The sequence below is a fragment of the Nocardia asteroides genome, assembly GCF_021183625.1.
Lineage (GTDB): Bacteria > Actinomycetota > Actinomycetes > Mycobacteriales > Mycobacteriaceae > Nocardia > Nocardia asteroides_A.
Genome location: NZ_CP089214.1, coordinates 3581942 through 3607869 on the forward strand (window position 1 = coordinate 3581942; position 25928 = coordinate 3607869).

27 protein-coding genes, 1 tRNA gene and 1 pseudogene are annotated in these 25928 nt (G+C 70.2%); 9 read left to right on the plus strand and 20 right to left on the minus strand.

All coding sequences use genetic code 11. The features are described 5' to 3' along the window. Positions 1-19: 19 nt before the first annotated feature. From LTT61_RS17060 to LTT61_RS17075, 4 genes are all read right to left on the minus strand, one after another. Complete coding sequence (locus LTT61_RS17060; protein WP_233014933.1) at positions 20-1921, minus strand: alkyl/aryl-sulfatase; 1902 nt, start codon at positions 1919-1921, stop codon at positions 20-22. Positions 1922-2101: 180 nt separating this feature from the next. Further along, on the minus strand, positions 2102-3247 hold the full coding sequence (locus tag LTT61_RS17065) for an acyl-CoA dehydrogenase family protein (protein ID WP_233014935.1): 1146 nt from the start codon (positions 3245-3247) through the stop codon (positions 2102-2104). Beyond that, a complete protein-coding gene (locus LTT61_RS17070) occupies positions 3247-4476 on the minus strand; it encodes an acyl-CoA dehydrogenase family protein (RefSeq protein ID WP_233014937.1) in 1230 nt (409 codons plus the stop codon). The genes LTT61_RS17065 and LTT61_RS17070 overlap by 1 nt, the downstream gene beginning before the upstream one ends. A gap of 78 nt (positions 4477-4554) precedes the next feature. Then, entirely contained in the window at positions 4555-5097 is a 543-nt protein-coding gene (locus LTT61_RS17075) for a YdcF family protein (RefSeq protein WP_233014939.1), read from the minus strand. Between the two features lie 197 nt (positions 5098-5294). On the opposite strand from LTT61_RS17075, the gene LTT61_RS17080 reads away from it, so the two are divergent. After that, the gene (locus LTT61_RS17080; RefSeq protein WP_233014941.1) at positions 5295-6617 is read left to right on the plus strand and encodes a UDP-glucose dehydrogenase family protein; all 1323 of its coding nucleotides are present in this window, start codon (positions 5295-5297) and stop codon (positions 6615-6617) included. A 171-nt stretch (positions 6618-6788) separates the two neighbouring features. After that, positions 6789-8108, plus strand: coding sequence for an Hsp70 family protein (locus LTT61_RS17085; protein WP_233014943.1), 1320 nt, complete (start codon positions 6789-6791; stop codon positions 8106-8108). A 66-nt stretch (positions 8109-8174) separates the two neighbouring features. On the opposite strand, the gene LTT61_RS17090 is transcribed toward LTT61_RS17085, so the two are convergent. From LTT61_RS17090 to LTT61_RS17100, 3 genes are read right to left on the minus strand one after another with little or no spacing between them, the layout of a single operon-like run. Then, a complete protein-coding gene (locus LTT61_RS17090; protein ID WP_233014945.1) occupies positions 8175-9029 on the minus strand; it encodes a helix-turn-helix domain-containing protein in 855 nt (284 codons plus the stop codon). Next, positions 9001-9528 carry a DUF6879 family protein gene (locus LTT61_RS17095; protein ID WP_233014947.1) on the minus strand — a complete coding sequence of 176 codons (528 nt, stop codon included), beginning with the start codon at positions 9526-9528 and terminating at the stop codon, positions 9001-9003. The genes LTT61_RS17090 and LTT61_RS17095 overlap by 29 nt, the downstream gene beginning before the upstream one ends. Further along, a complete protein-coding gene (locus LTT61_RS17100; protein WP_233014949.1) occupies positions 9509-9730 on the minus strand; it encodes a hypothetical protein in 222 nt (73 codons plus the stop codon). Before LTT61_RS17100 ends, LTT61_RS17095 begins: the two co-directional genes overlap by 20 nt. A 269-nt stretch (positions 9731-9999) precedes the next feature. On the opposite strand from LTT61_RS17100, the gene LTT61_RS17105 reads away from it, so the two are divergent. Then, positions 10000-10146 (plus strand): hypothetical protein, encoded by a 147-nt coding sequence (locus LTT61_RS17105; protein WP_233014951.1) that lies wholly within the window; start codon positions 10000-10002, stop codon positions 10144-10146. A gap of 265 nt (positions 10147-10411) precedes the next feature. Here the strand turns inward: LTT61_RS17105 and LTT61_RS17110 are convergent. The 3 genes and pseudogenes from LTT61_RS17110 to LTT61_RS17120 all read right to left on the minus strand — a co-directional run. Beyond that, positions 10412-11665: pseudogene (locus tag LTT61_RS17110) on the minus strand (YibE/F family protein); the annotation flags it as partial. Between the two features lie 316 nt (positions 11666-11981). Continuing rightward, complete coding sequence (locus LTT61_RS17115; RefSeq protein WP_233014953.1) at positions 11982-13229, minus strand: pyridoxal phosphate-dependent aminotransferase; 1248 nt, start codon at positions 13227-13229, stop codon at positions 11982-11984. A gap of 87 nt (positions 13230-13316) precedes the next feature. Continuing rightward, positions 13317-14675 (minus strand): helix-turn-helix domain-containing protein, encoded by a 1359-nt coding sequence (locus LTT61_RS17120; RefSeq protein WP_420094650.1) that lies wholly within the window; start codon positions 14673-14675, stop codon positions 13317-13319. Positions 14676-14904: 229 nt separating this feature from the next. On the opposite strand from LTT61_RS17120, the gene LTT61_RS17130 reads away from it, so the two are divergent. Continuing rightward, entirely contained in the window at positions 14905-15363 is a 459-nt protein-coding gene (locus LTT61_RS17130) for a hypothetical protein (protein WP_233014959.1), read from the plus strand. Here the strand turns inward: LTT61_RS17130 and dcd are convergent, their stop codons facing one another. Then, positions 15364-15927, minus strand: coding sequence for a dCTP deaminase (gene dcd, locus LTT61_RS17135; protein WP_233014961.1), 564 nt, complete (start codon positions 15925-15927; stop codon positions 15364-15366). Between the two features lie 129 nt (positions 15928-16056). On the opposite strand from dcd, the gene LTT61_RS17140 reads away from it, so the two are divergent. After that, a complete protein-coding gene (locus LTT61_RS17140; RefSeq protein ID WP_233014963.1) occupies positions 16057-16830 on the plus strand; it encodes an SDR family NAD(P)-dependent oxidoreductase in 774 nt (257 codons plus the stop codon). Further along, the gene (locus tag LTT61_RS17145; protein WP_233014965.1) at positions 16830-17669 is read left to right on the plus strand and encodes a deoxyribonuclease IV; all 840 of its coding nucleotides are present in this window, start codon (positions 16830-16832) and stop codon (positions 17667-17669) included. The genes LTT61_RS17140 and LTT61_RS17145 overlap by 1 nt, the downstream gene beginning before the upstream one ends. On the opposite strand, the gene ribH is transcribed toward LTT61_RS17145, so the two are convergent. Together ribH and LTT61_RS17155 are read right to left on the minus strand one after the other, a co-directional pair. Further along, positions 17632-18111, minus strand: coding sequence for a 6,7-dimethyl-8-ribityllumazine synthase (gene ribH, locus LTT61_RS17150; protein WP_233014967.1), 480 nt, complete (start codon positions 18109-18111; stop codon positions 17632-17634). The two genes, LTT61_RS17145 and ribH, sit on opposite strands and share 38 nt — an antisense overlap. A 9-nt stretch (positions 18112-18120) precedes the next feature. Then, the gene (locus tag LTT61_RS17155) at positions 18121-18924 is read right to left on the minus strand and encodes a hypothetical protein (protein WP_233014968.1); all 804 of its coding nucleotides are present in this window, start codon (positions 18922-18924) and stop codon (positions 18121-18123) included. Between the two features lie 120 nt (positions 18925-19044). Between LTT61_RS17155 and LTT61_RS17160 the strand changes: the two genes are divergently transcribed. Next, positions 19045-19118, plus strand: a tRNA-Gly gene (locus LTT61_RS17160). Positions 19119-19168: 50 nt separating this feature from the next. Here LTT61_RS17160 and LTT61_RS17165 read toward each other — a convergent pair. Further along, entirely contained in the window at positions 19169-19585 is a 417-nt protein-coding gene (locus LTT61_RS17165; protein WP_233014970.1) for a nitroreductase family deazaflavin-dependent oxidoreductase, read from the minus strand. A 2-nt stretch (positions 19586-19587) separates the two neighbouring features. Beyond that, positions 19588-19992, minus strand: coding sequence for a VOC family protein (locus tag LTT61_RS17170; RefSeq protein WP_233014972.1), 405 nt, complete (start codon positions 19990-19992; stop codon positions 19588-19590). A gap of 109 nt (positions 19993-20101) precedes the next feature. On the opposite strand from LTT61_RS17170, the gene LTT61_RS17175 reads away from it, so the two are divergent. Next, positions 20102-20410, plus strand: a complete 309-nt coding sequence (locus tag LTT61_RS17175; RefSeq protein ID WP_233014974.1) for a hypothetical protein — start codon at positions 20102-20104, stop codon at positions 20408-20410. Here LTT61_RS17175 and LTT61_RS17180 read toward each other — a convergent pair. From LTT61_RS17180 to LTT61_RS17200, 5 genes are all read right to left on the minus strand, one after another. Further along, entirely contained in the window at positions 20407-20904 is a 498-nt protein-coding gene (locus LTT61_RS17180; protein ID WP_233014976.1) for a flavin reductase family protein, read from the minus strand. The genes LTT61_RS17175 and LTT61_RS17180 overlap by 4 nt on opposite strands. Then, positions 20897-21412: an NADPH-dependent FMN reductase gene (locus LTT61_RS17185; RefSeq protein WP_233014978.1), complete on the minus strand. Its 516-nt coding sequence runs from the start codon at positions 21410-21412 to the stop codon at positions 20897-20899. The genes LTT61_RS17180 and LTT61_RS17185 overlap by 8 nt, the downstream gene beginning before the upstream one ends. Before the next feature lie 22 nt (positions 21413-21434). Continuing rightward, positions 21435-22667: an SfnB family sulfur acquisition oxidoreductase gene (locus tag LTT61_RS17190; RefSeq protein ID WP_233014980.1), complete on the minus strand. Its 1233-nt coding sequence runs from the start codon at positions 22665-22667 to the stop codon at positions 21435-21437. Next, the gene (gene sfnG, locus LTT61_RS17195) at positions 22667-23794 is read right to left on the minus strand and encodes a dimethylsulfone monooxygenase SfnG (protein WP_233014982.1); all 1128 of its coding nucleotides are present in this window, start codon (positions 23792-23794) and stop codon (positions 22667-22669) included. Before sfnG ends, LTT61_RS17190 begins: the two co-directional genes overlap by 1 nt. A gap of 146 nt (positions 23795-23940) precedes the next feature. Next, a complete protein-coding gene (locus LTT61_RS17200) occupies positions 23941-25332 on the minus strand; it encodes a styrene monooxygenase/indole monooxygenase family protein (RefSeq protein WP_233014984.1) in 1392 nt (463 codons plus the stop codon). Positions 25333-25430: 98 nt separating this feature from the next. Here LTT61_RS17200 and LTT61_RS17205 point away from each other — a divergent pair, with 98 nt between their 5' ends. After that, positions 25431-25919, plus strand: coding sequence for a GAF domain-containing protein (locus LTT61_RS17205; protein WP_233021049.1), 489 nt, complete (start codon positions 25431-25433; stop codon positions 25917-25919). Positions 25920-25928: the final 9 nt, after the last annotated feature.

The following is a 25928-nucleotide window of genomic DNA, read 5'->3' on the forward strand; positions in this document are numbered from 1 at the left end:
TTTCCGTCGCTACCCGAGCTCAGGGGGTGACGATGGGGAAGGCGGGGTCGAAAGTGTCGAGCAGGGCGACGAGCCGATCGAGTGCGCTTTCATCACCGTCGAGCTGCACAGTGCCCGCCTCGCTGAGCCGCGCGGTGGCGGCGGGTTGCAGCAGCACCGCGATCAACGCCTGCTTGGGCCCGGCGATGGTGAGCTGCGCTTTCGCGGAGTGCCCGCGACGGGCGTTGAGGACCCCGCGCCGGATCCAGGTGTTCCAGCGCTCGCCGGCGTCGGTGAACTCCAGGTTCAGGTGGATATCGGCATCGGCGGCCCGGTCGCCGACGATGTGCACCGCGAGGAAGTCGAAGAGCAGGTCGATCGGCATGGCCAGGATCGTGTCCTGGCTGGCGGTCACGAACGGCGGCGGCTGGGCGCCCGCGCGGAGTTCCTTGGCGGCGGAGAGGAAGATGCCACGCCACTGCGGCCCCTCGGACTGGTAGCCCATCTGCTCGTAGGCATCGGCCTGTACCTGCCTGGCCTCGGTGTTCTCCGGTTCGGCGAAGACCAGCGCGTGCAGGATCTGCACCGCCCACCGGTAGTCGCCCGCCTCGAAGGCCCGGCGGCCCTCGGCCAAAATCCGGTCGGCTCCGGCGAAGGCGACCAGCCGCTTCGCCGATTCCACGGGCGGGTGCGGGTGCAGCGAGACCGGGTCGCCGTCCCACATGCCGAGTTCCTTGGTGAACACCGCGCGCACGTCGTGGTGCAGGGTGCCGTGGTAGCCGCGGTTGGCCCAATCCCGGCGCAGCGGTTCGGGCAGCTCCAGCACCTCGGCGGCTTCGAGCGGCGTGTAGCCCTTGTTCGCCAGCCGCAGCGCCTGGTCGTGGATGAATTTGTAGGCGTCGCGCTGGGATTCGAGGAGGGCGGTGACGTTCTCGGTGCCCCACACCGGCCAGGTGTGCGGGCCGTAGTGCACCTGCACGGCATCGCCCCAGCGCTCGAGGGTCTCGTCGAGGTAGCGGGCGAAGTTGCGGGCGTCGCGGGTGCGGGCGCCGCGCAGGGTCTGGATGTTGTGCAGCGAGTGGTTGGCGTTCTCCGCACACGTCAGCGCGGCCAGTTCCGGAATCCAGATGTGCATCTCCTCCGGCGCCTCGGTGTCGGGGGCGTAGAGGAACTCGAACTCGATGCCTGCCAGTTCCCGCTTCTGGCCGGTCTCGGTGATGGCGTCGGTGGGCGAGAGGTAGGAGATCGAAACCCCCTTCGCGCTGTCGATGCCGATCCCGCAGGTCAGCTGGCCGCGCGGGCCGTGGTCGAGCAGCGCGCCGAAGGCGTAGAAGCTGCGCCGCGCCATCGCGTTCCCGGCGATGACGTTCTCTCCGATGGCGTACTTGTCGAACGCGAGCCCCGGCGCGACGATCGGCACCCGGCCCGAGGCCACCTGCTCGGCGTCGACGACGCCCTTGACCCCGCCGTAGTGGTCGATGTGGGTGTGGGTATAGATGATCGCCGCCACCGGCTTGTCGCTGACGTGCTCGCGGATCATCGACATCGCCTGGCGCGCGGCCTCCACCCCGGCCATGCAGTCGATCACCACCAGCCCGTCCTCGCCCTCGACCACGGTGAGGTTGGCGATGTCGTTGTTGCGGACCTGGTAGAGCCGGTCGGTCACCTTGAACAGCCCGCCGCGGGCCATGAGCCTGCTCTGCCGCCACAGACTCGGCTCCACCGAATCCGGCGCCTCCTCACCCGCCTCGGCGAGGTAGGTGTAGTTGTCCGGATCGAAGGCCACCGTGCCGTCGGGGCCGGTGTAGGCGCCGGGCAGTTCGGCGAGGAGCCCGCGGGTGACATCGGTGAAGTCACGCCGGTCGTCCATGGCGTACCGCTGCACCGCCTGCCGGTTCGCCTCGGCAGTGAACGACGTCGGCTCCTTCGGTCCCTGACACATGTGTCCTCCACGGCAAGTCGCGACGGCGGGATGTGGAGTCAGTGTCGCTGTCACCGCGGGGCGCGGGCCTCACCCGTTTCGGATGAGATCAGGGCATCCGGACGGGGAGAGCCCGGAACGGAAACGCGGCCGCGGCGCTGGTGCACCGCGGCCGCGCATCCCGGCCCGGGAGGACCCGGCTCAGCGGCTGAGCCTCGCGTACCGCGCGAGGTGCTCGTCGGCGGTGCCGAATTCCCGCTGAATGGCCGTGAGCCGCTTGAAGTAGTGCCCGATGGCCAACTCCTCGGTCATCCCCATCGCGCCGTGCAACTGCACCGCGTTCTGCCCGATGAACCGCGCCGCGCGGGCGATCGTCACCTTGGCGGCGGAGGCGGCGCGGGCGCGGGCGTCCGGTTCGGCGTCCAGAGCCGCGGTCACCAGGTGCGAAGCCGCGATGGCCTGCTCCAGCTCCATGTACATGTCCACCATGCGGTGCTGCAGCGCCTGGAAACTGCCGATCGGAACCCCGAACTGCTGCCGCTGCTTGGCGTACTCGACGGTGTCGGCGAGCACCTTGCCCATCGCCCCGACCGCCTCGGCGGAGACCGCGGCGATGGCGCTGTCGATGGTCGGCGCGATCACCTCCCAGGCGGCCCCCTCGACGCCGAGCAGCGCGTTCGGCGGGAGCCGCAGCCCGATGAGGGTGAGGTCGGCGCCGACGCGGTCGTCGATGGTGCGGTAGGAGTGCACCTCGACCCCGGCGGGCGGGTTCGCGGCGTCGAACTCGAGCAGGAAGAGCGAGATGCCGTGCTCGTCCCTGCGCTCGCCGGAGGTGCGGGCCGAGACGATCAGGTGGGTGGCGAGCGGGGCGCTGGTCACGACCACCTTGGCGCCGTCGAGCACCCAGTCCTCGCCGTCCCGGCGCGCGGTGGTGCCCACGTCGTGCAGCACGTGCCCGGCGGTCGACTCGGTGGCCGCGAAGGCGATCCTGGCGTCACCGGAGACGATCTGCGTGAGCACCTCGTCGGCCCGGTCGCCGCCCGCCCGGTCCAGCAGCCCGGCGCCGACCACGACGGTGTCCAGGAACGGCTCGACGACCAGCGCGCGGCCGAGCTCCTCGGCGATCACCCGCAGCTCGACGGCCCCACCACCGGACCCGTCCACCCGCTCGGGCAGCGTGGCGCCGAGAATCCCCAGCTCATCGGCGAATCCGCGCCAGACGGCCGGCTGCCAGCCCAGGTCGGATTTGGCCGCCGCGCGACTCTTCTCCAGGTCGTAGCGCGCACCGAGGTACGCGGCGAGCGCGGAGCGGAGCATCTCCTGCTCCTCGGTCAGGGTGAAGTCCATCAGAGCCCCAATGCTGCTTTGGCGAGGATGTTTCGCTGAATTTCGTTGCTGCCCGCGTAGATCGAGCCCGCGCGGTCGTTGAAGTAACGCAGCGGCGCGACGGCCTGCCACTCGGCGCCGCTGTGGTAGCCGTCGGCGGGCGGGGTGTAGCCCGCCACCGGGCCGCCGGGCATGGCCGCGTGCGGCTGGTAGATCCGGCCGCGCGGCCCGGCCGCCTCCAGCGTGAGTTCGGTGAGCTGCTGGCTCAGCTCGGTGCCGAGCACCTTGAGCATCGAGGAGGCCGGGCCGGGGTTCTTGCCCTTGGCCATGGCTGCGAGCGTCCGGTACTCCAGCACCTCGAGCACGTCGATGCGGATCCGCACGTCGGCGAGCTTGGCGGCGAAGGCCGGGTCGTCGATCAGCGGGCGGCCGTCCGGCCCGGGCTGCTCGGCGGCGGCGTCGCCCAGGTCCTGCGCCAGCACCTGCAGCCACGGCGCCGCTGCCCCGCCGCGCTCGTGCACCAGCAGGTACTTGGCGACGGTCCAGCCCTCGTCGATCTTGCCGAGGACGTTGCTCTTCGGCACCCGCACCCCGTCGAAGAAGACCTGATTCTGCACCTCTTCACCGGAGCTCATGACCAGCGGGCGGATCTCGATGCCCGGCTGGTTCATGTCGATCAGCACGAAGGTGATGCCCTCCTGCTTCTTCGTGCCGCGCGTGGTGCGCACCAGGCAGAAGATCCAGTTGGCCTCGGTAGCGTGCGTGGTCCAGATCTTGCTTCCGGTGCAGACGAAATCCTCACCGTCGTCCACCGCGGCCATGCTCAGCGAGGCCAGGTCGGAGCCGGCCTCCGGCTCGGAGTAGCCCTGACAGAAGAAGACCTCGCCGGTGAGGATGCGCGGGAGGAAGAACTCCTTCTGCTCCTTCGTCCCGAAGGCGATGATCGCCGGCGCCACCATCCGGATGCCCATCGGCGAGAGCGCGGGCGCGCCCGCCAGCGTGGACTCGCTGGCGAAGATGTGGTGCTGGGTCAGGCTCCAATCCTGCCCGCCGTACTCCACCGGCCAGTGCGGCGCCGCCCACCCCTTGCGGTGCAGGATGTGCTGCCACTCCATGCTGGCCTCGTGGTCCGGGTAGACGCTGGTCGCCAGCCGGCCGGCGCGCCGGATCTCCGGCGTCAGCTCGGCGTCGAGGAACGCCCGCACCTCGTCTCGGAAGGCCAGGTCGGCCTCGGACCAGTCGTATTCCATCTGTCCTCCCGGAGGGTTGTCGCTTCCCGCACTCTAGAGCAAAACTGATGGCGTCCGCCAGCACATGTATTGCGCTGGTCAGCAGCCGTGCAGGGTGAGTTCGGTGAACGCCTTGGCGTACCCGGCGGACTGGTAGACGTAGTCCCAGGCCCAGCGCGCCGGGGAGAGCCGCGGGCGGGGGTCGGCGAAGAGCAGTTCGCCGGGCCAGCACTGCCCGAGGATGTAGCGGGCGCGGGAGATGTGCGGGGTGAAGGTCACCACGATCACCCGGGTCCAGCCGCGCTCCGCCGCGAGCCGGGCCAGCTCCCGCCCCTCGCCACGGGTGGTGCGCGGGGCGGGGTCGAAGCAGCGCACCTCGAAGCTGTAACCGCCGTGGCAGATGCGGTTGACCAGGGGGCTGCCGTCGTACGGGTCGGAGAGGAGAACCAGCGGGGCGTAGCCGTCGCGGGCCAGCCGCAGCCCGAGCTCCTCGCGCCCGTCGTGCGCACCGCCGAGGACGAGGATCGCGTCGGCCGGCGCGGGGGCGTCGCGCTGCGGAGTCACGTAGACGGGCCAGAGCGCCGCGACGCAGAGCGCGGCGACCACACCGAGGAGCAGCGCCGCGCGACGGAACCCGGTCACCGCGCGATGCTAGCCCGCCCGGCCGCACCGAGGCGCTGCCCCCACGTTCGCGGCAACCGTGAACGCACGCCGCCGACCTGGGCCGACACCCGCCGGAGCGGCCACGAATCCCGACTTCTCCGCATGTACACCTACTGTTGCCACCCACCTTGCCTCGCTGACGCGACGCGGCCACAGTCGCGGCTTACCAATCGATCATGCGATGCACAGTCTTCGGAACCGGGTACCTGGGCGCGACGCATGCGGCGTGCATGGCCGAACTCGGACACGACGTGATCGGCGTCGACGTCGACCCGGGCAAGGTCGCCAAACTCTCCGACGGCGTGACGCCGTTTTACGAACCCGGTCTGGAGGCGGTGCTGCGCCGCAACCTGGACGCGGGCAGGCTCCGGTTCACCACCTCCTACGCCGAGGCAGCCGCGCACGCCGAGGTGCACTTCCTCGGCGTCGGCACCCCGCAGAAGAAGGGTGAGTACGCCGCCGACCTCGGCTACGTGCACGCCGTCGTCGACGAGCTGGCGCCGCTGCTGGAGCGGCCGTCGGTGATCGTCGGCAAGTCCACCGTCCCGGTCGGCACCGCGGCCGCGCTCGGCGAGCGGGCCCGCGCGCTCGCCCCGGTCGACGTCGAGGTGGCCTGGAACCCGGAGTTCCTGCGCGAGGGCTTCGCGGTGCGCGACACCCTGCGCCCGGACCGCCTCGTCCTCGGCGTCGACCCCGCCCGCGGTGCATCGGAATGGGTGGAGCAGCAGGTCCGCGAGCTGTACGCCGACCTGCTGAACGCCGAGGTCCCCTTCCTGCTGACCGACCTCGCCACCGCCGAGCTGGTCAAGGTCTCCGCGAACGCCTTTCTGGCGACCAAGATCTCGTTCATCAACGCCGTCTCCGAGGTCTGCGACGCCACCGGCGCCGACGTCACCGTCCTGGCCGACGCACTCGGCTACGACGAACGCATCGGCCGCCGATTCCTGAATGCCGGACTGGGTTTCGGAGGCGGCTGCCTCCCCAAGGACATCCGCGCCTTCATGGCCCGCGCGGGCGAACTCGGCGCCGGGCACGCCGTCGCCTTCCTGCGCGAGGTCGACAACATCAATATGCGCCGCCGCAGCAAGGTGGTCGACATGGCCGCGCAGGCCGTCGGCGGCTCGCTGCTCGGCGCCAACGTCGCGGTGCTCGGCGCGGCCTTCAAACCGGAATCCGACGACGTGCGCGATTCACCCGCGCTGAACGTCGCCGGAATGATTCAGCTCAACGGCGCCGTCGTCACCGTCTACGACCCCAAGGCGCTGGAGAACTCGCGCCGCATCTTCCCCACCCTCAACTACGCGACCTCGGTCGTCGAGGCCTGCGAGCGCGCCGACGTGGTGCTGGTACTGACCGAATGGGACGAATTCACCGCGCTGCGTCCAGTTGACCTCGAGCCCGTGGTGCGGGCCAGGCGCATCATCGACGGCCGTAACTGCCTCGATCGTGACGTTTGGCGGAAATCCGGGTGGGTATACGCGGGACTCGGCACGTCGTAGAGTTGACGCCGAGCAGGAGCGACTGCCGGACGACCAGTCCTGCCGCAGGTAACGTCGGACGACGACGGTATGTTCGGACCCGGGCTTACCGTCGGCAACCGGCGCGGGCTCGCATGTCGTGCGGTATTTCGACGAGATGGGCAGCTGATGAGTTCGGTACTGGGAGTTTCGGTGGGGGCAGGGGCCGTCCGTCTGGCACGCCCGCACGCCGGCTCCGCTCCCCAGCCCGGCCCCGCCTATGACGTGCAGACAATCCCGGCCGGTCGGAAGCCGATCGAAGAGCTCACCGCGGAGGCCATCGGCGTCACCTGCGAGGCCACCCCGGATATCGGCGCCACCGCCATCTCCTACCGCAGCGAACAGCAGGCACGCGCCTTGCGCGCCGCCATGGCACGGCAGCAACTCACCAACTACGAGCTGGTCCCCGAGGTCGTCGCCGCGCTGGAGTACGTGCACCGCACCGGCGAGATCCGCGGCATCTCCTCGCTCGTCGTCTACGACCTCGGCAGCTCCGGCCTCACCGTCAGCGTGGTCGACGCGCAGAACCGCGAGGTGCGGCACAGCGAGCGCACCAGCGACATCAGCGGCGACTACCTGGATTCGCTGATCCGCGAGCAGCAGATCGCCTCCGGGCGCATCGCGCACCCGCAAGACCCCGCCGGGCTCGCCGCTTTGGACGCGCTCTGCCGGGAAGCCAAGGAGCAGCTCTCCAGCAATACCGCGGTCGCGCTTCCGAGCGAGCAGGGCCTGGTCCTGTTGGCGCAGGAGAACTTCGAAGCTTTGATCATGCTGGCGATCGAATCGTCGGCGCGGATGGCGCGGGATGTCATCGTGCGCTCCGATCGTCCGGTGCACGGTGTGCTCGCCATCGGCGGCTGCGCGCGAATCCCACTGGTAGCCAAGGTACTCGAGCGCTGGATGGGCGTCCCGGTGATCGTCCCCGCCGAGCCGGAAACGGTGATGGCCCGCGGAGCCGCCCTGCTCGCCCGCCCGGTACGGCCCGTCGCGCCGCCGCCCCAGCACTCGCAGCCGGGGCATCCGCTCGTCGCCGTTCCCGGCGAAAATGGGCTCGACGACGCCGATCTCGCGCCCGCCTGGCTCTCCGCACCCGCCGCGCGCGGGGAACGCCGCGGGGTCAGCGGTGCGGTGCTCGCGGTGAGCGCGCTCGCCGTTCTCGCCGCTATCGGGCTCGGGCTCGGGTACGGGCCGCAGGTGCTGGAGCGGGATTCGCATCAGCAGGGTGAGGGTGATACCGCGGTGCCGACAACCAGTGTTCCGCGCACCACCACGCTCGACCCGTCGATCGCGGTCGCACCCGCCACCACCACCGAGACGGTGCACGAGTCGGTCGCCATCCCGCCTCGCCGCACCGAGACCACCGAGGACGTGGCGCCCGCCCCGGCCCCGCCCGGCCCCAACACCTTCGTTGTGCCCGGCCTGCCGCCCATCGTCGTCCCGACCATCCCGCCGCTCTTCCCGCCGCCGCGCTAGCAAATCCTGCCCGAGCCGGCTCAGGGCTGAGCCACACGGACTACGGCCCTCCCCTAAGCGGTGCGTTCACCGGTCCAGTTCGTTGAGCACCTCGACGATGAGTCCGCGAGCCTCACGGCCGTAAACAGCGGACGACCTGAGCGCCTCGAACATCCGGGCATACATGTCGATTTCCTGGGGCCGCGTGACCTGGATGCTGGCCGTGGGCGTTTCCAGCGCAACCAACGAGTCGTCGAAGATCCAGAATCCGGCCGATCCGACGGCCACCCGTTCGCGCATCAGCGGGATGATGCCCAGCGAGATGTTCTGCTGCGACATCAATTCGAGCAACCGGCCGAGTTGCCCGGCTTGAACCTCGGCAGTCCCGAACCACGTGCGCAACGCTTGTTCTTCGAGCAACGCGACGATGCGTTTACCGCCGTAGCGGATGACCCGCTGGCGTTCGAGCCGGACAGCTACGGCTTCGTCCACATCGTCGGCGGTGCCGAGGAACCGCACCCAGAACCGCAGCATCGAGGCCATGTACTCCGCTGTCTGGAATAGCCCGGGGATCACGTTGTGCTCGTAGATCCGGAACACGGCGGTGTGCTCGTAGCGCTGCGGGGTGTGGGCACCGAGGACTCTTTTCATCCCGGCGCGGCTCTGACGCTTGAATTCGAGGTATGCCGAATCGACCGCGCGAAGCGTCGCGATCAGATCCGCCAGCTGGTCATCGGCACCGCACACCCGGCACCATTCGCGGATGTCGTGGTCGGTGGGCGCCTGGGTGCCGTTCTCGATCTTCGACACCCGGGTGAAGTGCTGGTCCGTGGCGACGGCCAGTGCCCGGCCGGAGAGTCCCGCGTCCTTGCGCAACTCTCGCAGCCGGGCACCGAGCGCTGTGCGCGCCTGTTCAGCCGAGCTCGACGGGCTTGTATTCACGGTGCGGGATCGCCAGCGTCCACACCGCCTCGAATGCCGTGCGGCACCGCTGGATATCGACGGGATCGGTGGACGTGACCTTGGCCGTGCCCACACCGTTTCCGGCGTAGTGCAGGAAAACGACCAAGCGGTCATCGAACAGGTAGAAGTCGTTCCCCGGTATGGCGACCGACGACACGAACCGGCGCGGCACCCAGCGGATATCCTCGCCGGCGTCCACCATCGGCCCCGCGATGCTGTACGACCACCGCTGGTAGTCGCTCAGCGGTTCGGACACGATGCGCGCACGGCGCACCGAACGGCCCGCCTTCACATGACCGCGGAGGGTGGCGCACCAGCCCTGCAACCATTCGAGGTCATCCGGTTCGCCCGCCGCCCACTTCGCCAGGTACGGCAACTCCACCACCGTGCCGTACGCATCGCGCGTCTCGAGGTGAACCGACTCGCGATCGAACGTCGTCAGCAACCGGTCGAACTCGTCATCCGTTATCGACGCCACTGTCTCCCTGCCTGAAGAACGGGATCATCCGGTCCGGAATCTCCACGCACGCCTCCCCTTCCGGAATGTCCATCTGGGCCAGTGATCCGGGATCGGTCACCACCCAGCCCTGCACCACCCACGACCCCCGATCCGTGCGGTACACCGTCGGCGACCCGGTCGGATTCGATTCCGGATCCTTGCCGATGAACGTTAGCCGCATGACTGCTCCCCCTGCCTTCGGTATTGCGAACGATTGCGTCGCAGTGCCCATCGTGAAGGCTCGACACCGGGTGGTCAATTGCTCGCTGTTCAGCCCGAATCAGCGCTGCCGCAACAAATCGCAACAACGTTCCGAGCCACCGCGCCGCCTTCGTACCGTGTGGCTCGGCCCCGACGCCGGGTCGATGCCACGCGGGCACATCTGCCGGAAACGGCTCCGGTGGATGACGAACCCCCGGCGTCGGGAGCCATCGAACGGGAGGGTTCGACATGGTCCTCTGGCAGGTTGTCCTGATCGTCTTCTTCGCGGTCGTGCTCGTGTGGAGCGTCGCGTGGGCGCTGCTGTCCGCCGCGGGGCGACCGTCCGGCCCCTCGGTTGCCGACATCATCGCGCGGATCGAACGCGAGGACGGGTGAGGTGCCGCGGCCCGGCCCTCTATTCCCGTGAGTGCCGCGATCTGGGCGGCTCGTCATTGCGCGGCCACCCCTGCGGCGGCGGCACCGGCGCCCGAGTGCCCTGCGGCGGCGTCGGCGCATCCGCCCACGAGGAACTCGGCTTCATCGGCCGCCGCTTCCCGGACTCCTCCGCCCGGGAAGGACCGGCAGGCCGCCGCACCTGCCCGGTCCCCTGCCCCGGCGTCCGCGCCCCGGCCCGCGCGGGCTTCCGCGGGTCGACCGGCCGCCGACCGGAGCGCACCGGCTCCTTCGCCTTCTTGAACGGCCGCGCAAGCAATGTTGCGATGATCGTCGTGAGCGGCACCGACAGCGCCAGCGCGATACCACCGACTGCGGAGCGGGCGATTTCGATCGCTACCGCATCTCCGACCAGCACATCTTTGAAGGAGCGCCCCGCGACGCTGAAGAGCAGCAGCAGCGGCAGAGCACCACCGGCGTAGGCGAGCACCAGCGTGTAGACGGTGCTGGCGATGTGATCCCGCCCGACCCGCATGGCGGCGGCGAAGATCTCCCGCCGCGTTGCCTTCTCGTCCAGCGCCGCCATCTCGAACGCGGCCGCCGCCTGCGTGATCGTGACGTCGTTGAGCACACCGAGCGAGCCGATGATGAACCCGGCGAGCAGCAATCCGGTGATGCTGACGTGTTGCAGGTACGTGGCGACGTTGGTGTTCTGCTCCTCGGAGAGCCCGGTGATGCGGGTCATCCTGAGCGCGACCCAGGAGAGCCCGGCCGCCAAGACCATCGAGGTCAGCGTGCCGAGCAGCGCCGAACTGGTCCGTAGGTTCACGCCGTGCGCGAGGTACAGCACGGAGTACAGAATCAGCGAACCCGCTACCAGCGCAACCGGAATCGCGGGCTTGCCATCCAAGAGCGCGGGCAGCATGAAGACAACGAGGACGCCGAAGGCGAAGCCGAGCCCGAGTAGCGCCCGCAGTCCGCGCCAGCGGGCGACGGCGATGATCACCACCACGAAGACGATGGTGATGAGCGCCAGCGGAAACCCGCGCGCGTAGTCGTCGAACGAGTACATCGGCGTGCCGGAAGGATCCGCCTGCCGGACGATCCGGATCTCGTCGCCGACCCGCAGATCCGGCTGCCCGGGCCCGGGCGCGATCTCGAAGAGCGTGCGATTGCCCTGGTGTACCCCGGAGTCGATGCTGATCAGCGAACGCTGGCATTCGTAGGCATTCACCCGCGGCGCATCGGGCGCATCGGCGAACACCTTGCCGAGCGAGGGGCTTCCGCAGGGCCCGATGTCCTGCTGGACCACCGTCCCGGCTTCGGTCTGCACCGCGCCACCGCCCGCGTTCTGCATGGGCAGCGGAATCTCGACGTGCTGCTTGCTCGGCCAGAGCAGAACCGTGCCCGCCACCACCAGGATGCCGATCACGGCGAGCAGGCCGACGACCACCCTTGCCGCGGTCGCGCCGATCGCGATGGGACCGGAGTGGTCGTGATGGTGGTGGTGATGATCGCTCACCGGGCGAGCTTAAAGGATGTGGTTGTCATGTCCGCGAGTGCGCGGGAGGGTTGCCGCGAAGGCGGCGGGAAGAGGAATTCGGGAAGGGGCGGCGGAGAGCAGGGGGATGTCTCCGCCGCCCGCGAGCCGACGGCCCAGGGGGGTAGGCGGCCGGACCCGATGATCGGATTGTCCAGGGGGGGTAGACAATCCGACCGGGGCACTCGAAAGTGCCGAGGCCCACTGTACACAAACGTCCTCGTTTTGCGCTAGTCAGTCTTCAAAACTCGGATGTATCCATACATAGGGTTTGTTTCACCCCGCTTAAACAGGGGGTTTACTGCCTGTAGGAGGAGAGAAAGTTCCCGAAGCGCTCGATGGCGACGGCCAGATCGCGGGCCCAGGGCAGCGTCACGATGCGTAGGTGGTCGTGGTTCGGCCAGTTGAAGCCGGTGCCCTGGACCATCAGGATCTTCTCCTGCAGCAGCAGGTCGAGCACGAGTTTCTGGTCGTCGTGGATCTCGTGCACCTCGGGGTCGAGCCGGGGGAAGGCGTAGAGCGCGCCCTTGGGCTTCACGCAGGAGACGCCGGGGATCATGTTGAGCCGCTCCCACGCGACATCGCGCTGCTCCAGCAACCTGCCGCCGGGCAGGATCAGGTCCTCGATGCTCTGGTGCCCGCCGAGCGCCACCTGGATCGCGTGCTGCGCGGGCACATTCGGGCACAGCCGCGAGGAGCAGAGCAGGTCGATGCCCTCCAGGAAACCGGCGGCGTGTTCCTTCGGGCCGGTGATGGCGAGCCAGCCGGAGCGGTACCCGGCCACCCGGTACGCCTTGGAGAGGCCGTTGAAGGTGAGACAGAGCAGGTCCGGCGCCATGGTGGCGAGCGAGATGTGCTTGGCGTCGTCGTAGAGGATCTTGTCGTAGATCTCGTCGGCGAGGAGTAGCAGCTGGTGCCTGCGGGCCACGTCGGCGAGCTGCTGGAGCACCTCGGCGGAGTAGACCGCGCCGGTCGGGTTGTTCGGGTTGATCACCAGCAGCGCCTTGGTGCGGTCGGTGATCTTGGATTCGATGTCGGCGATGTCGGGCTGCCAGCCGTTCGCCTCGTCGCAGAGGTAGTGCACCGGGGTGCCGCCGGCCAGGCTGGTCATGGCGGTCCAGAGCGGGTAATCCGGCGCGGGGATGAGTACCTCGTCGCCGTTGTCGAGCAGCGCCTGCATGGTGATGGTGATCAGCTCGGAGACGCCGTTGCCCAGGTAGACGTGGTCGACGTCGAGCTCGGGGAAGCCGGGGACCAGCTCGTACCTGGTGACGATGGCGCGGCGGGCGGGCAGTATCCCCTTCGACTCCGAGTACCCCTGCGCGTTCGGCAGCGCGGCGATGATGTCGCGCATGATCACGTCGGGGGCCTCGAAGCCGAACGGCGCCGGGTTGCCGATATTGAGCTTGAGGATGCGGTGCCCCTCGGCCTCCAGCCGTGCCGCCTGCGCGTTCACCGGTCCACGAATCTCGTAGACGACGTTCTGCAATTTCGTGGACTGCTCGAGCACACGCTGGGCGGGATGACTGGGGCTCACCCGGTCCATGGTGCCACCAACCGCAACCGGATATCCGGCCCGGCTACCCTCCGGTAGCGAAAGGGTCCTGTTTCGCCGGACTGGACTCCTCGCAGGTCAGCCCTGGCCCCCCGGGATTCGGCGGACCGCCGTGCTGGCGCAGAACTCCTCGATCCGCTCGTCCAGTTCGCGCGCTCCGGCGGCGTCCCGGAAGTGCGGCGCGGCGATCCGCCTGCGCACTCCGCCGAGCCGCTCCTGCAGCTGTTTGATCCGTTTGTCCTCGTCCAGCGCGAGGACCGGCTGCAGCGCCTCGGCGGCGCCGTCCAGGCTGCCGTTCACCAGGTGCGCGGTGGCGTTGTCGACGCGGGCCAGCGATTCGGCGCCGTACGAGCGCTGGTGCGAGGGGCCGCTGGCGTAGAGCTCGATGGCCTGCTCGGTGGCGGCCAGCGCCGGGTCGGCGCGGCCAAGGTCGATGAGGGTCGCGCCCGCGTAGTACTGCGCCTTGGCCGCGCCGAAGCCGAAGACCCCGCCGATCTCGTCGTGCAGCAGGTCGGTGCTGCCCGCGCTCGCCCTGGCGTCCTCGGCGGCGTGGATGCAGCGTTCGACGTCGTCCACGCTGCCGAGCCGGGACCAGATCCGCGCCTCGATGTTCAGCAGCCGCACCCGCGCGGTCGGCGAGTCGGCGTAGTCCAGGCCGCTGCGGGCGAGCTCGACGCCGCGCCGCGGGCGGTCCGACCAGTACTCGACGAGCGCGTGCATGCCCCTGGTCCAGGCGCGCAGCCCGTTGTGGTTGCTCAGCTCCCCGTAGGCGAAGGCCGCGCGCACCTGGTCGCCCGCCGCGTCGTAGTGCCCGAGGTCGGTGCTGGCATTGGCGAGCAGCCCGGACAGGATGCCTGCCAGCAGATAGAGGTGGCTGGTGTCGGCGGGCTGCTGGCGCCCCTCGAGTAGTCGGTAGACGCGGCGGCGCACCCGCGTCATCTCGACCGCCATCGGTACCGGCGGGACGTGCACGTAGTCGTTCGCGATCCGCGACACGTCGGCGTCGAGCTGTTCCAGCGTGGTCGCGCCCACATTCGTGCTCTCGGCCCGGCCCGCGTGTTCGCTGGCCTCATGGGCAGCAGCCATGATCAGATCCCTCTCCGAAACCGCAGTCAGCGCATCGCCTCTCAGTGCGCCGGTGTCTATCAGCGCAAGCAGATCCGCGTCGCTGGAATACCCGATGCGCGCTCCGGCGCGAGCGCGCTGCTGGTTGTCGGGCTGCTGGGGATCGGGCTGCGGAACGGAGTGGCGTTCCTCTTGTGCATGCTCGATCAGCGCCGCGAAACGTGCCCGCACGACATCGTCGGACCTGGCGAGGGATGTATCCAGAGCGGCTTGATTGATCGGTCGTGGGCGGACCCGGGCGCCGCCCGCCTCCCACTTCGATACCAGGCGTTCGTGCACGCCGAGATGGGCGGCGAACTCCCGGATACTCATGCGCTTGGCATCGCGAAGGGCCCGGGCCTCTCTTCCTGACCAGTGCCGGACCACGATGACATCCCTTCCCGCACGAACTCTCCATCCCAGGGTACGGGCGGTTTGTGGGTGCGGCCACAAGGAATTCGCAATCGCTATCAGTGGCAGTGCGAGTGGGGCAGCGCAGGGGCAGCGCTCCGCTGGCGCGGGTGCGCTGCCGAGGCCGGGCGAACCACGCCATGCTGGGTCCATGGCAGGCGAGGAGGCGGCCATGGGCATCGACGAGCCGATCACCGTGCACGACTGGATGGCCCACTACCGCGACGAGTACGGCCTTCCGGTGGCCGAGCGCGGCGGCTACCTCATGCTGCCGATCACCGGGCGGCTCGGGGTGGTGCACGTGCCCGCCGTGCGCGCGCAGCGGGTGCGCGCCGCGCTGGATCGGCACGGGTCGAGGGGTCCCGTGCTGGCCAGGCAGATTCGCTGGAGCTTCCTCGCCGAGCCGGATATCGCGCCGGGGCCGCGGGTGCTGGAGTCACTCGGCCGCAACGGGATCGGATTGCCGGGCATCGGCAGCGCGGTCATGCTGCCCACCGGGTTCGGGCGCTGGACCAGGGAGGGCTGCCACTGGGTGATCCCGCCGGAGCGCGGCACCGAGCTGCCCGCGCTCTCCACCGTGCTGCGCACCGCGCTCGCCGCGACCGCCTAGCTAGGAGAAGTTCAGGTAGGAGCGGGAGGGAGTCGGACCGCGCTGGCCCTGGTATTTGGAACCCGCGGTCGCGCTGCCGTACGGGTGCTCGGCCGGGCTGCTCAGCCGGAACAGGCAGAGCTGGCCGATCTTCATCCCCGGCCAGAGCGTGATCGGCAGGTTCGCCACGTTGGAGAGCTCGAGCGTGATGTGCCCGCTGAAGCCGGGGTCGATGAAGCCCGCGGTGGAGTGCGTGAGCAGCCCGAGCCTGCCGAGGCTGGACTTGCCCTCCAGGCGTCCGGCCAGGTCGTCGGGGAGCGAGCAGACCTCCAGCGTCGAACCGAGCACGAACTCGCCGGGGTGCAGGACGAACGGCTCGCCGTCGGCCGGCTCGACCAGGCTGGTCAGCTCGTCCTGGCGTTTGGCCGGGTCGATGTGGGTGTAGCGGGAGTTGTCGAAGACCCGGAACATGCGGTCCAGGCGGATGTCGATGCTCGACGGCTGGATGGCGTTCTCCAGCAGCGGCTCGACGCCGAGCCGCCCGGCGGCGATCTCGGCGCGCAGGTCACGATCGGAGAGCAGCACGGGGTGAGCGTATCGTCCGGCCGATTGCGCCGGCTCGCCCCGGGTGCGATGACGAGGCAGATATCCTCGCACCTGTTCACCGGCGCGCCCGTCCCCGCCGGTATTCGCCAGTGACCGGAGGTTGTGCCGATGACCGAATCGAACCCGTTCGACCTGACCGGCCATGTGGCCGTGATCACCGGCGGCAACTCCGGGATCGGGCTCGGCTTCGCCCGCGGCTTGGCCAGGGCCGGTGCCGCCGTCTGCGTGATCGGGCGCAATGTCGAGCGCAACGAGGCCGCCGCCGCCGAACTGCGCGGCTTCGGCGGGCAGGTGCTCGCGCTGACCTGCGACGTCGGCGAGGAGCAGCAGGTCGTCGACACCATCGGCCGGGCCGCCGCCGAACTCGGCCGCATCGACTCCTGCTTCGTGAACGCCGGCGTCCCGCAGACCAGCAGCCCGTTCCTGGAGACCAGCCTCGCCGACTTCCGCTCGGTGACCGCGATCAACCTGGACGCCGCCTTCGTCACGCTGCGCGAGGCCGCGAAGGTGATCGTCGCGCAGGGCGACGGAGGCAGCCTGGTCGGGACCGCCAGCCTCGCCGCTCGGCAAGGTCCAGCGCGCGGGCAGTCGTACGCCGCGAGCAAGGCCGGGCTGATCGCCATGATGAACTCGATCGCCGTCGAGCTCTCCCGGCACGGCGTGCGCGCCAACTCGGTGCTGCCCGGGTGGGTCGAGACGCCGATGACCGAGGGGCTCTTCGCCTGGGACCGGTTCCGCGAGCGGGTGCAGCCGCGCGTCCCGGTCGGCCGCTGGGGCACCACCCGCGACTTCGAGTCCGTCGCGGTGTACCTGGCCAGCCCGGCCAGCGCCTTCCACACCGCCGACACGTTGCTCATCGACGGCGGATACAGCGTCTTCTGATGGCTCCGATCGGTGCGGCGATCCGGGTGTCCGGTGGGCTGATGAAGACCGGGGTGCGGGAGACGCGGGAGATCGGGGCGGAGGTGGTGCAGTTCTTCTCCGGGAATCCGCGGGGGTGGAGGGCGCCCGCTCTCGACGTCGCGGACGCCTCCGCCTTCCGCGACTACTGCGGTGCGGCCGGGATCGCTGTCTTCATCCACGCGCCGTACCTCCTGAACGTCGGCTCACCCGACCCCGCTGTGCTCGCGAACACCACTGCCGCGCTGGCCGAGTGCCTGCGGCGGGCCGCGCTGATCGGCGCCGCCGGGGTGGTGTTGCACGCGGGCTCGTCCATCACCCCCGAGTTCCGCGCCGAAGCGTTGCGGCGGCTTCCCGCGGTGCTCGGCCCGCTGCTCGACGCCGCGCCGGCCGGGCCCCGGCTGCTCATCGAGCCGACCGCAGGCGGTGGAGCCGCGCTGGCGTCCGACAGCGCGAGCACCGTCGAGTACTTCGCGGCGCTGGACGACGAGCGGGTCGGGTTGTGTCTCGATACCTGTCACCTGCACGCGGCCGGGGAGGATCTCTCGACGCCGTTCCGGCTCGGCAAGGTGCTGCGGGGGCTGGCTGTCGCGGTGGGGCGGCTGGATCTGTTGCACGTCAACGACAGTCAGGATCCGCGGGGGTCGAAGCGGGATCGGCACGCGTCGCTCGGGACCGGGTTTCTCGGTACGGGGCCGTTGCCGGGGTTGTTCGGGTCGCCGGTGCTGCGGAAGGTTCCGGTGCTGGTGGAGACGCCGGAGGCGGGGGCCGGGGTCGCGCTGCTCAAGGAGTTGCGGGCAGCGCGCGGCGCCACGCGATGAACTCGACCGCCGCGGCGGCCGCCTCTCTTCCCTTGTTGAACTCGTCCGGCTGGGATCGTTTGTCCAGGTCCGCCAGGTCGGTGATCGGCAGCACCTCGTTGATCACCGGTGTCAGGTGCTCGCGCGAGACCTCGGCGAGCCCGCGGCCGCAGGCGTCGACCACCATCTCGAAGTGGTAGGTGTCGCCCTTCAGCACCGCGCCCAGGCAGATCACCGCATCCAGCGCGGGGTCGCTGCGCAGGAGCAGGGTCACCGCCAGTGGCATCTCGAGCGCGCCCGGGACGAGATGCGTCGTCGGCTCCGCGGCACCCGCCGCACGCAATGTCGCGCGGCAGGCGTCGGCCATCCGGTCCACCTGCTCGCGATACCACTTGGACTGCACCACGGCCACTCGCGCGCCGGTTACGGCGGGCAGTCCGGAGGTGTCGATGGCGATCCGCACGAGCCCAAGCTATCCGCCGGTGGAGCGGGGTAGACCGACGTCCCCGACGATCGCCGCCTCCCGCCAGACCTCGGCGCGCAGGTCACCGGGCCCAGCGGGGACATCGGGGCGGGCGAGCACCCGGGCTCTGGCTCGGCCTGCCACGCCGACCATCGGGCGGAACCGCCGGAACACCTGAACCTCGCCATCCTGGCGGCCGCGCCACGGACCGAGGTAGACGTAGTCGGAGCCGAAGTCGTTGGCGGTGTTCAGCCGCGCTACTTGAACCGCCCAATCCCTGGCTTCCAGCGGCGACGCGGGCGTCAGCACCACGGTGCCGGAGCCGCCGCGCACCGTCCCCTCCTCCGGAACGTAATAGGGCCGGATCGATGAATCGCGGGCGGCCAGCGCCTGGTCGAGCCCGTGCGTGCGCCAGCGCACGGTCCCGGTGGAATGCCGCAGCGGCAGTGCCTTTTTCAGGAGCCGGTTCGACCGGTTGTCGAACGACGTGCACCAGCCGGGCACCAGCAGGATGCGCTCGGCCGGATCGGCGTCGAAGGGGGTCGGGGTGAGGAACGGGCGGTCGATCAGCACGACCGTGCCCGGCCTCGCCTGGTAGGCCAGCCCCCACAGCAGCCGGGCCAGCAGCGCGGCCCCGTGCGGATCGGACAGCACATGCCAGGTCTCGTGGAATCGGTTCGTGCTGAACCGCGCCTCGGCGCCGGGGCGCAGCGTGATCACCGTGTGCGCGGCACCGTTCAACCGCACCGCGTGGCGGTGCAGTTTCAGGCCGTCGACGACGGCTCGGGCGGTGCCCGGACGCTGCTGCTTCATCGCGTCCAGGAAGCCACAGAGCGCCGTCTCCGGACAACCGATTTTCGGGACGCCCCGACTGCGAGATTTGCGTCGCCCGGTGCCCGATCTGCTACGCTGGCGGTCGCGCTCCAGCGCATTGCCGATGTAGTTCAATGGTAGAACTTCTGCTTCCCAAGCAGATGGCGCGGGTTCGATTCCCGTCATCGGCTCCACCACGAAGACCAGGACTTTTGTCCTGGTCTTCGTGCTTTCCGGGACACTCTCACCGGACCGAGAGGCGGATCAGGGGGTAGTCGCGGTCCGACTTCTTCTGGTACTTCGCGTACCGCGGCTGCGCCTCGACGATCCGCGCCCAGGCGCGATCACGCTCGGCACCGTCGAGCCGGGTGGCAACAACAGGGGTGGCCGATGAGCCGTGCAACTCGACGGCGACCTGCTCGGGGTGCGCGCGGAGGTTGGCGTACCAGTCGGGGTTGCGGTCGCCGCCGCCGGAGGCGATGACGAGGCGGTCGGAGCCGTCGGCGAACCAGCTGAGCGGGGTTTCGCGCGGTTCACCGGACCTGCGGCCGACGGTGTGCAGGATCAGCACCTCCATGCCCATCATCGAGCCGCCCTTGCGGCGGATGCGGGTGGCGGTGCGGGCGTTCATCTTGCGCTGGAACCAGAGGGAGATGGACATGGTCAGCCCTTCTGGTTGATGCGGACGAGGTTGCCTGCGGGGTCGCGGAAGGCGCAGTCGCGGACGCCCCATGGCTGGTCGGTGGGCTCCTGGACGACGTCGGCGCCCGCGGACTGGACGCGGTCGAAGGTTGCGGCGAGGTCGGGGGTGGCGAGGTGGATGCGGGCGTAGCTGCCCTTCGCCATCATGGCGGCGATGGTGCCGCGCTCGGCGGCGGCGAGGTCGGGGTCGCCGTCCACGGGGTACAGCACGATCGAGGTCGCGCCGGGCGGGGCGACGGTGATCCAGCGCAGGGCGCCGGAGCCGACGTCGTTGCGGACCTCGAAGCCGAGGGCGTCGCGGTAGAAGGTGAGCGCGGCGTCGGGGTCGGTGTGCGGGAGGAAGGTCTGGTCGATGCTGAGTTCCATGACGGCAACGCTACGAGCGCGGCCCCTACCTGCGCTTCTCGATTCCTGACCGGTTCCGGCAACACCGGGATTCGTGCGAAAACCATTCGACCGCTTACTATTTCCGGCCATGAGGAAAATCGCGATGCTGGTGGGGACGGCCGCGGCCGCGGCGCTGACCGTGGCGGGGGCCGGGAACGCCGTGGCGGACCCGGCGATCGACGCCTACGTGCAGGCGGCGACGGCGGCGTGCGAAGAGCGGGGCTACACCTACGACGCACAGCAGGCCGCCGCCGGTTACCGGCCCGCCACCGTGCAGTGCGTCAACCGCAAGGCGCTGGCGCTGGTCTTCGTGCCGATCGCCGACGGCACCCCCTGCACCATCCTGGACGGCGTCAACCCCCGCGAGGGGCTCGCCACCGCGGGCGTCTGCCGCTAGCTGGCGAGCAGCCGCCGGAACTTGCTGCCCTGGAACACGAGCGGCTCGACATCGGCCCTGGTGGCGATGCGGTGGATCCGCAGGATGACCACGCTGTGGTCGCCTGCGGGCACCTCGGCCTCCGGCACCCCCTCGATCCAGGCCGACGCCCCGTCGATGAAGACCGACTCGCCGGTGCCGCGGTGCAGCTCGGAGCCGTGGAAGCGGTCGCCGTCGCGGGTGCCGAGCGCCTTGGCGGCGGCCTGCTGGTCGGTGCCGAGCAGGCTCAGCCCGAGGTGGCCGGCCTCGGCCAGCAGCGGCCAGGTGGAGCTGGAGTTCTGCACGCAGAAGGAGACCAGCGGCGGGTCGAGCGAGACCGGGACGAAGGTGCTCACCGCGAGGCCGTACGGCGTGCCGTCGATCTCGGCGGCCACCGCGACCACCCCGCTCGGAAAGTTCGAGAAGGCGCGGCGCAGGCCGGAGCCGTCAGCGGGGAATTCGAAGAGTTCATGCATGATTCGTCACTCCGGTACCCAGGATGAGCGCGTCGACCACCGGTCGCCAGCGCTCGGTATATGCGGTCAGGACTCCGTCCTCGGCGAATGTGCGGTCGGCGAGGTAGAGCCCGGGTAGCGCGGTGGTCGCGCCGATCTCGGTCAGGACCGGCTTGAGCAGCAGGTCCGGGGCGAGCGCGTGGGCGGGCCCCGCGCCGAGCATGAGCGGAACCGCGACCACCCCGGCCAGGCCGGTGCCGCCGTCGAACTGCTCCAGGAAGAGCTTGAGCAGCCCGGTGTAGGTGGCCTTGAAGGTCGGGCTGGCGAAGATCACCAGGTCGGAGGCGGCGGTCTGCTCCTTGGCCGCGGTGACGGCCGGGTCGCCCCAGCCGAGCAACCCCGCGCCGAATTCGACCAGGTCGATAACGGCGGGCTTCTCGCCCGGCCGCAGTCCCTCGGCGAGCAGGGTCGCGGCGGTCAGGGTGCGCGAGGCCGGCTTGGGGTTGCCGACCACGACGGTGACGGTCATGTCCTCTCCTTCCGCACGTTCTTCAGATGACGCCGTGCAGCGGTGGCGGCGTGCCCTGCAGCAGGGCGCGGCCGATGTGCTGATACTTCCACCGCACGGGGTCGTGCAGGGTGTGCGTGCGCGCATTGCGCCAGAAGTGGTCGAGGTCGGTGGCCATGCTCGCGCTGCGGGTGCCGCCCACCTCGAAGACGGCGGCCGCGACCTCGTTCGCGGCGCGGTCGGTGAGCACCTTGGCTGCGGCGACGGCCAGCGAGGCGTGCCCGGACGCCTCGGCGTCGGTGCTGCCCGGCGCCGGGGTGTGGCCGGTGGCCCGGTCCACGGCGGCGCCTGCGGCGGCCAGCGCCGCCTCGGCGGCGACCACCTCGACGCCGAGTTCGCCGAAGCGCTGGATGAGCAGCGGATCCTCCTCGGCCCTGGTGACCCCGGCCTCGAACCAGGGGCGGCTGGCGGTGCGGACGAAGCGGGCGGCGGCGTCCAGCGAGCCGCGCGCGATACCGGCGTCGATGGCCGCGTGCAGCAGCTGGGCGAAGGCGCCGTAGCCGGTGGGGGCGTTGACCGCGTCGGCCCGGGCAACCACCTGGTCGATACCCACCGCGACGCCGTCGAACTCGACGGTCCCGCTGCCGGTGGTGCGCTGGCCGAGCGCGTCCCAGTCGTCCAGGATGTGCACGCCGGGGGTGTTCGCGGGCAGGAAGGCGACGTACTCGCCGTCCGGCAGCCCGGTGCTGCCCGCCGGGTCGTCCAGCCGGGTGAGCACCGCGAGGATATCGGCGAAGAGCGAGCCGGTGCAGTAGAACTTGGTGCCGTCCACCCGGAACCCGCCCGGCGCGGGGCGCAGCGTCGTACAGATCCGCGCGCTGGTGCTGCTGCTCCGCTCGGCCTGCGCGTTGGCGAGCGTGGCGCCCTCCAGCACCGCGCCGAGGTAGCGGATGCGCTGCTGCGGCGAGCCCGCCAGCTTGAGCAGGTTGATGTAGACGAAGTGGCTGTGCGGGATCTGCGCGATGTTCGGGTCCGCGGTGGCGAGCACCCGGACCACCTCGGCCACCGCGCTCGGCGGCAGGTCGGCGCCGCCGAGCTCGGCGGGGACGGTGACGGCGAGCAGTCCGCTGGCCGCCAGCCGGGCGATCTCGGCGTGCGGCAGGGCGCGCTCCCGGTCCCTGGCCGCGGCCCCGGGCCCGAACTCCGCCGCCAGCTCGGCGGCGACCGCGAACGCCCACTCCGCCGAGCCGATCCGATCGGCGGCGACCGCGGTCATCAGCTCACCGCCACCGGCTGCTCGGCGACGGTCTGCTCGGCGGCTTCGAGCTCGCGCACCAGCGGGAGAACGTTGGCCCCGAAGTACTCGATCTCCTCCTGGAAGTGCAGGAAGCCGCCGAGGATCAGGTCCACGCCGAGCTTCTTGTAGGCGACGATGCGCTCCGCGACCTGCTCCGGCGTGCCGATGAGCTGGGTGCGGAAACCGTCGTTGTACTGCACCAGGTCCTCGAAGGAGGAGTCGGCCCACATGCCCTTGCGGTCACCGGTGGCGGCGCCTGCCTGCTGCACCGCGTCCCGGAAGCCCTCGACGGCGGGCTTGTTCGCCTTGGCGATGATCTCGCGCAGCGTCTCCCGCGCTTCCTTCTCGGTGTCGCGGGCGATGATGAAGCCGTTGAGACCGAAGTTCACCTCGCGGTTGCGCTCGCGGGCGTGCCCGCGCACGTCGGTGAGCTGCTCGGTGACGCCGTCGAAGTCCTTGCCGTTGGAGAAGTACCAGTCGGCGTAGTAGCCACCGTTGCGGCGCGCCGCGCTGGAGTTGCCGCCCTGGAAGAGCTCCGGGTTCGGGCGCTCGGGGGTGTTCAGCGGCTTGGGCTTGAGGGTGAAATCGCGGATGCGGTAGAAATCGCCGCCGTAGTTCACCTCGTCCTCGGTCCAGATCTTGCGGATCACCTCGAGGAACTCGCCGCTGCGGCGGTACCGCTCGTCGTGCTCCAGCCAGGGCTCGCCGAGCGCCTTGAACTCGCCGGCGAACCAGCCGGAGACCACATTGATGGCGAACCGGCCGTTCGAGAGGTGGTCGGCGGTGGCGCCGAACTTGGCCAGCACCGCCGGGTGCCAGAGCCCGGGGTGCACGGCCGCGATCACCTTGAGCCGCTCGGTGGCGCCGAGCAGCGCGAGGCTGAACGAGGTGGATTCGTGCTGGAACTCGGCGCCGTACGAGGCGGTGTAGCGGACCTGGGAGAGCGCGTAGTCGAAGCCGTTGTTCTCCGCGGTCTGCGCGAGCTTCCTGTTGTACTCGAAGTCCCAGCCGGTGCGCTGCTCGATATCGCTGGTGACCAGCCCCCCGCTGACATTGGGGACCCAGTAGGCGAACCGGACCTGCTCGGCGATCTTCTCGGTGGTCATACGTGTGCTCCCTGCGGTCGGCCGTGCCCAGCCGAGTCGGGGCCGGGCGGTCGGCGCCCGGCCGGGGTCTTCCTCCATGTCAGCACCGGCGACCGGATCGGCAGAGGTTTTGAATCCCCGCGATCCGATCGCCGGTGATCGCAACGTCAGGCCGAGGCCAGGTCCGCCTGGTATTCCGAGCGCGCGAAACGGCCCGCGGGCGCGAACTTCGCCAGCAGTTCGCCCGCGTCCTCGCCGGTGACCTGCGAGATGTAGGCGACGGCGTCGTCCGCGGACTCGATCGCGGCGAAGGGCTGCGGCCGGTGCAACAGCCCGACCAGCGCGGAGGCGAACTTCGGGTGCACAGCGGCGGCGGCGAAGAAGGCATTGCCGATCTCGCCGAACTCCGGGTCGCTGAGGAAGAGCCGGGTCACCTTGGCCGCGGCCTCGGCGCGGTAGCCGAGGAACTCCGCGTACCGCGCGCCGAGCCAGGCGGCGTCGAACGGCCCGTCGTGCACGGCCGCCGCGGCGACCAGCCGCTGCGCCTGCACCAGCCCGCCCTGCGCGCCCTGCCCGGCGACCGGGTCGTGCGCGACCGCGGTGTCGCCGAGCGCGCCGACCGGGTGGCCGCTCGCGGTATACCCGACGCCCTCGCGCACCACCGGGCGGACGGCCCCCTTCAGCCAGGAGTGCTTGTCCTCGGTGAGCGGGCGGGTGGCGAGCACCTCGGGCAGATCCCACTCGAGGTAGTCGCGGTAGAGCTGCTGCACGATCTCGTGCGCCGACTCCGCGGATTCGGCGGCGGCGAAGCGCTGCTCCCAGTCGCTGCCCGGGCGCGCCCAGCCGATGAAGGCCCAGGTCCAGCCGACGTCCTTGTGCAGGTACGGCCCCCACCACGCCTCGCCCTGGTCGGCGACGATGGAGAACAGGCTGTGCGCGCCACCCGCCGGGCTGCGGTGCGCGAAGACGTCGCGCCCGGCGCCGAGCCCGCCGACGGTGAGCGCGAGCAGCCTGCGCTGCGGCTCGTCGTAGACGGTGCGGGCGCTGTCCACCGGGAAGAGGTCGACGAGCCCGGCCTTACCGGTGGCGACCAGGGTGAGGTCGTGCTCGGCGGCGATGCCGTCCAGGGTCTCCCGGGTCACCGCCTCGACCACGAAGGTGCCGCCCCTGCGCCGGAATTCGGTGAGCCGCTCGTCGGCCTTGAGCCTGGTGTCGACCGCGACGCCGACGTAGCCGTCGAAGGTGCCGTCGAAGTCGATGAGCTCGGGGTGCTCCGGGCCGGGGCCCGCGATGCGCACGCTGAGCCCGGTGTGCCTGGGCGCGCGGCCGGTGTAGCTGTCCAGCCCGAGCGCGGATTCGGCCTGCTGCACCTCGCCGAACTCCAGCGCGGTGCCGGTGGCCGGGACGTCGTCGCGCAGCGCGCGCTGGTCCCTGTCGCTGTAGAGAGTCACGTCGAACCCGGCGTCGAGCAGGCCGAGTGCCGCCGTGACACCAGTCTGTCCGGCGCCCACGATCGCCGCGCTGCGGGTTCCGGGGGTCGAGGAAGTAGTCGATGTCATACCCGAAATGGTGCGGGCCGCGCTCCCGGCATCGGAGTATTGCGATCAGAGAGAATGGATTCCGGCTATTGCCGGGCAATAGCTTTACCATCGGCGGTATGTCGTTCGATATCACCGAACTCAGCGGCGACCGGGCCGAACAGTACCGTCAGCTGCGTGAACAGGCCGAATCGCTGCTCGCGGGGGAAACCGACCGGGTGGCGAATTCCGCGAATCTCGCGGCCCTGATTTTCCACGCCCTGCCGGATTTGAATTGGGCCGGTTTCTATTTCACTCGGGGCGAAGAACTGGTCGTCGGACCATTTCAGGGGAAGCCGGCCTGCGTGCGGATCGCGTGGGGGCGCGGGGTGTGCGGGACGGCGGCGGCGACCGGGGAGACGCAGGTGGTGGCGGATGTGCACGCCTTCCCCGGGCACATCGCCTGCGATGCCGACAGCCGGTCGGAGATCGTGGTGCCGCTGCGGCACGGCGGTGCGGTGGTCGGGGTGCTTGATCTGGACAGCCCGAAGCCCGGCCGGTTCGACGAGGTCGACCGGGCCGGGCTGGAGGGGCTGGTAGCTGTGTTCACCGCCACGCTCAGCGGCTGAAGTTCCCGG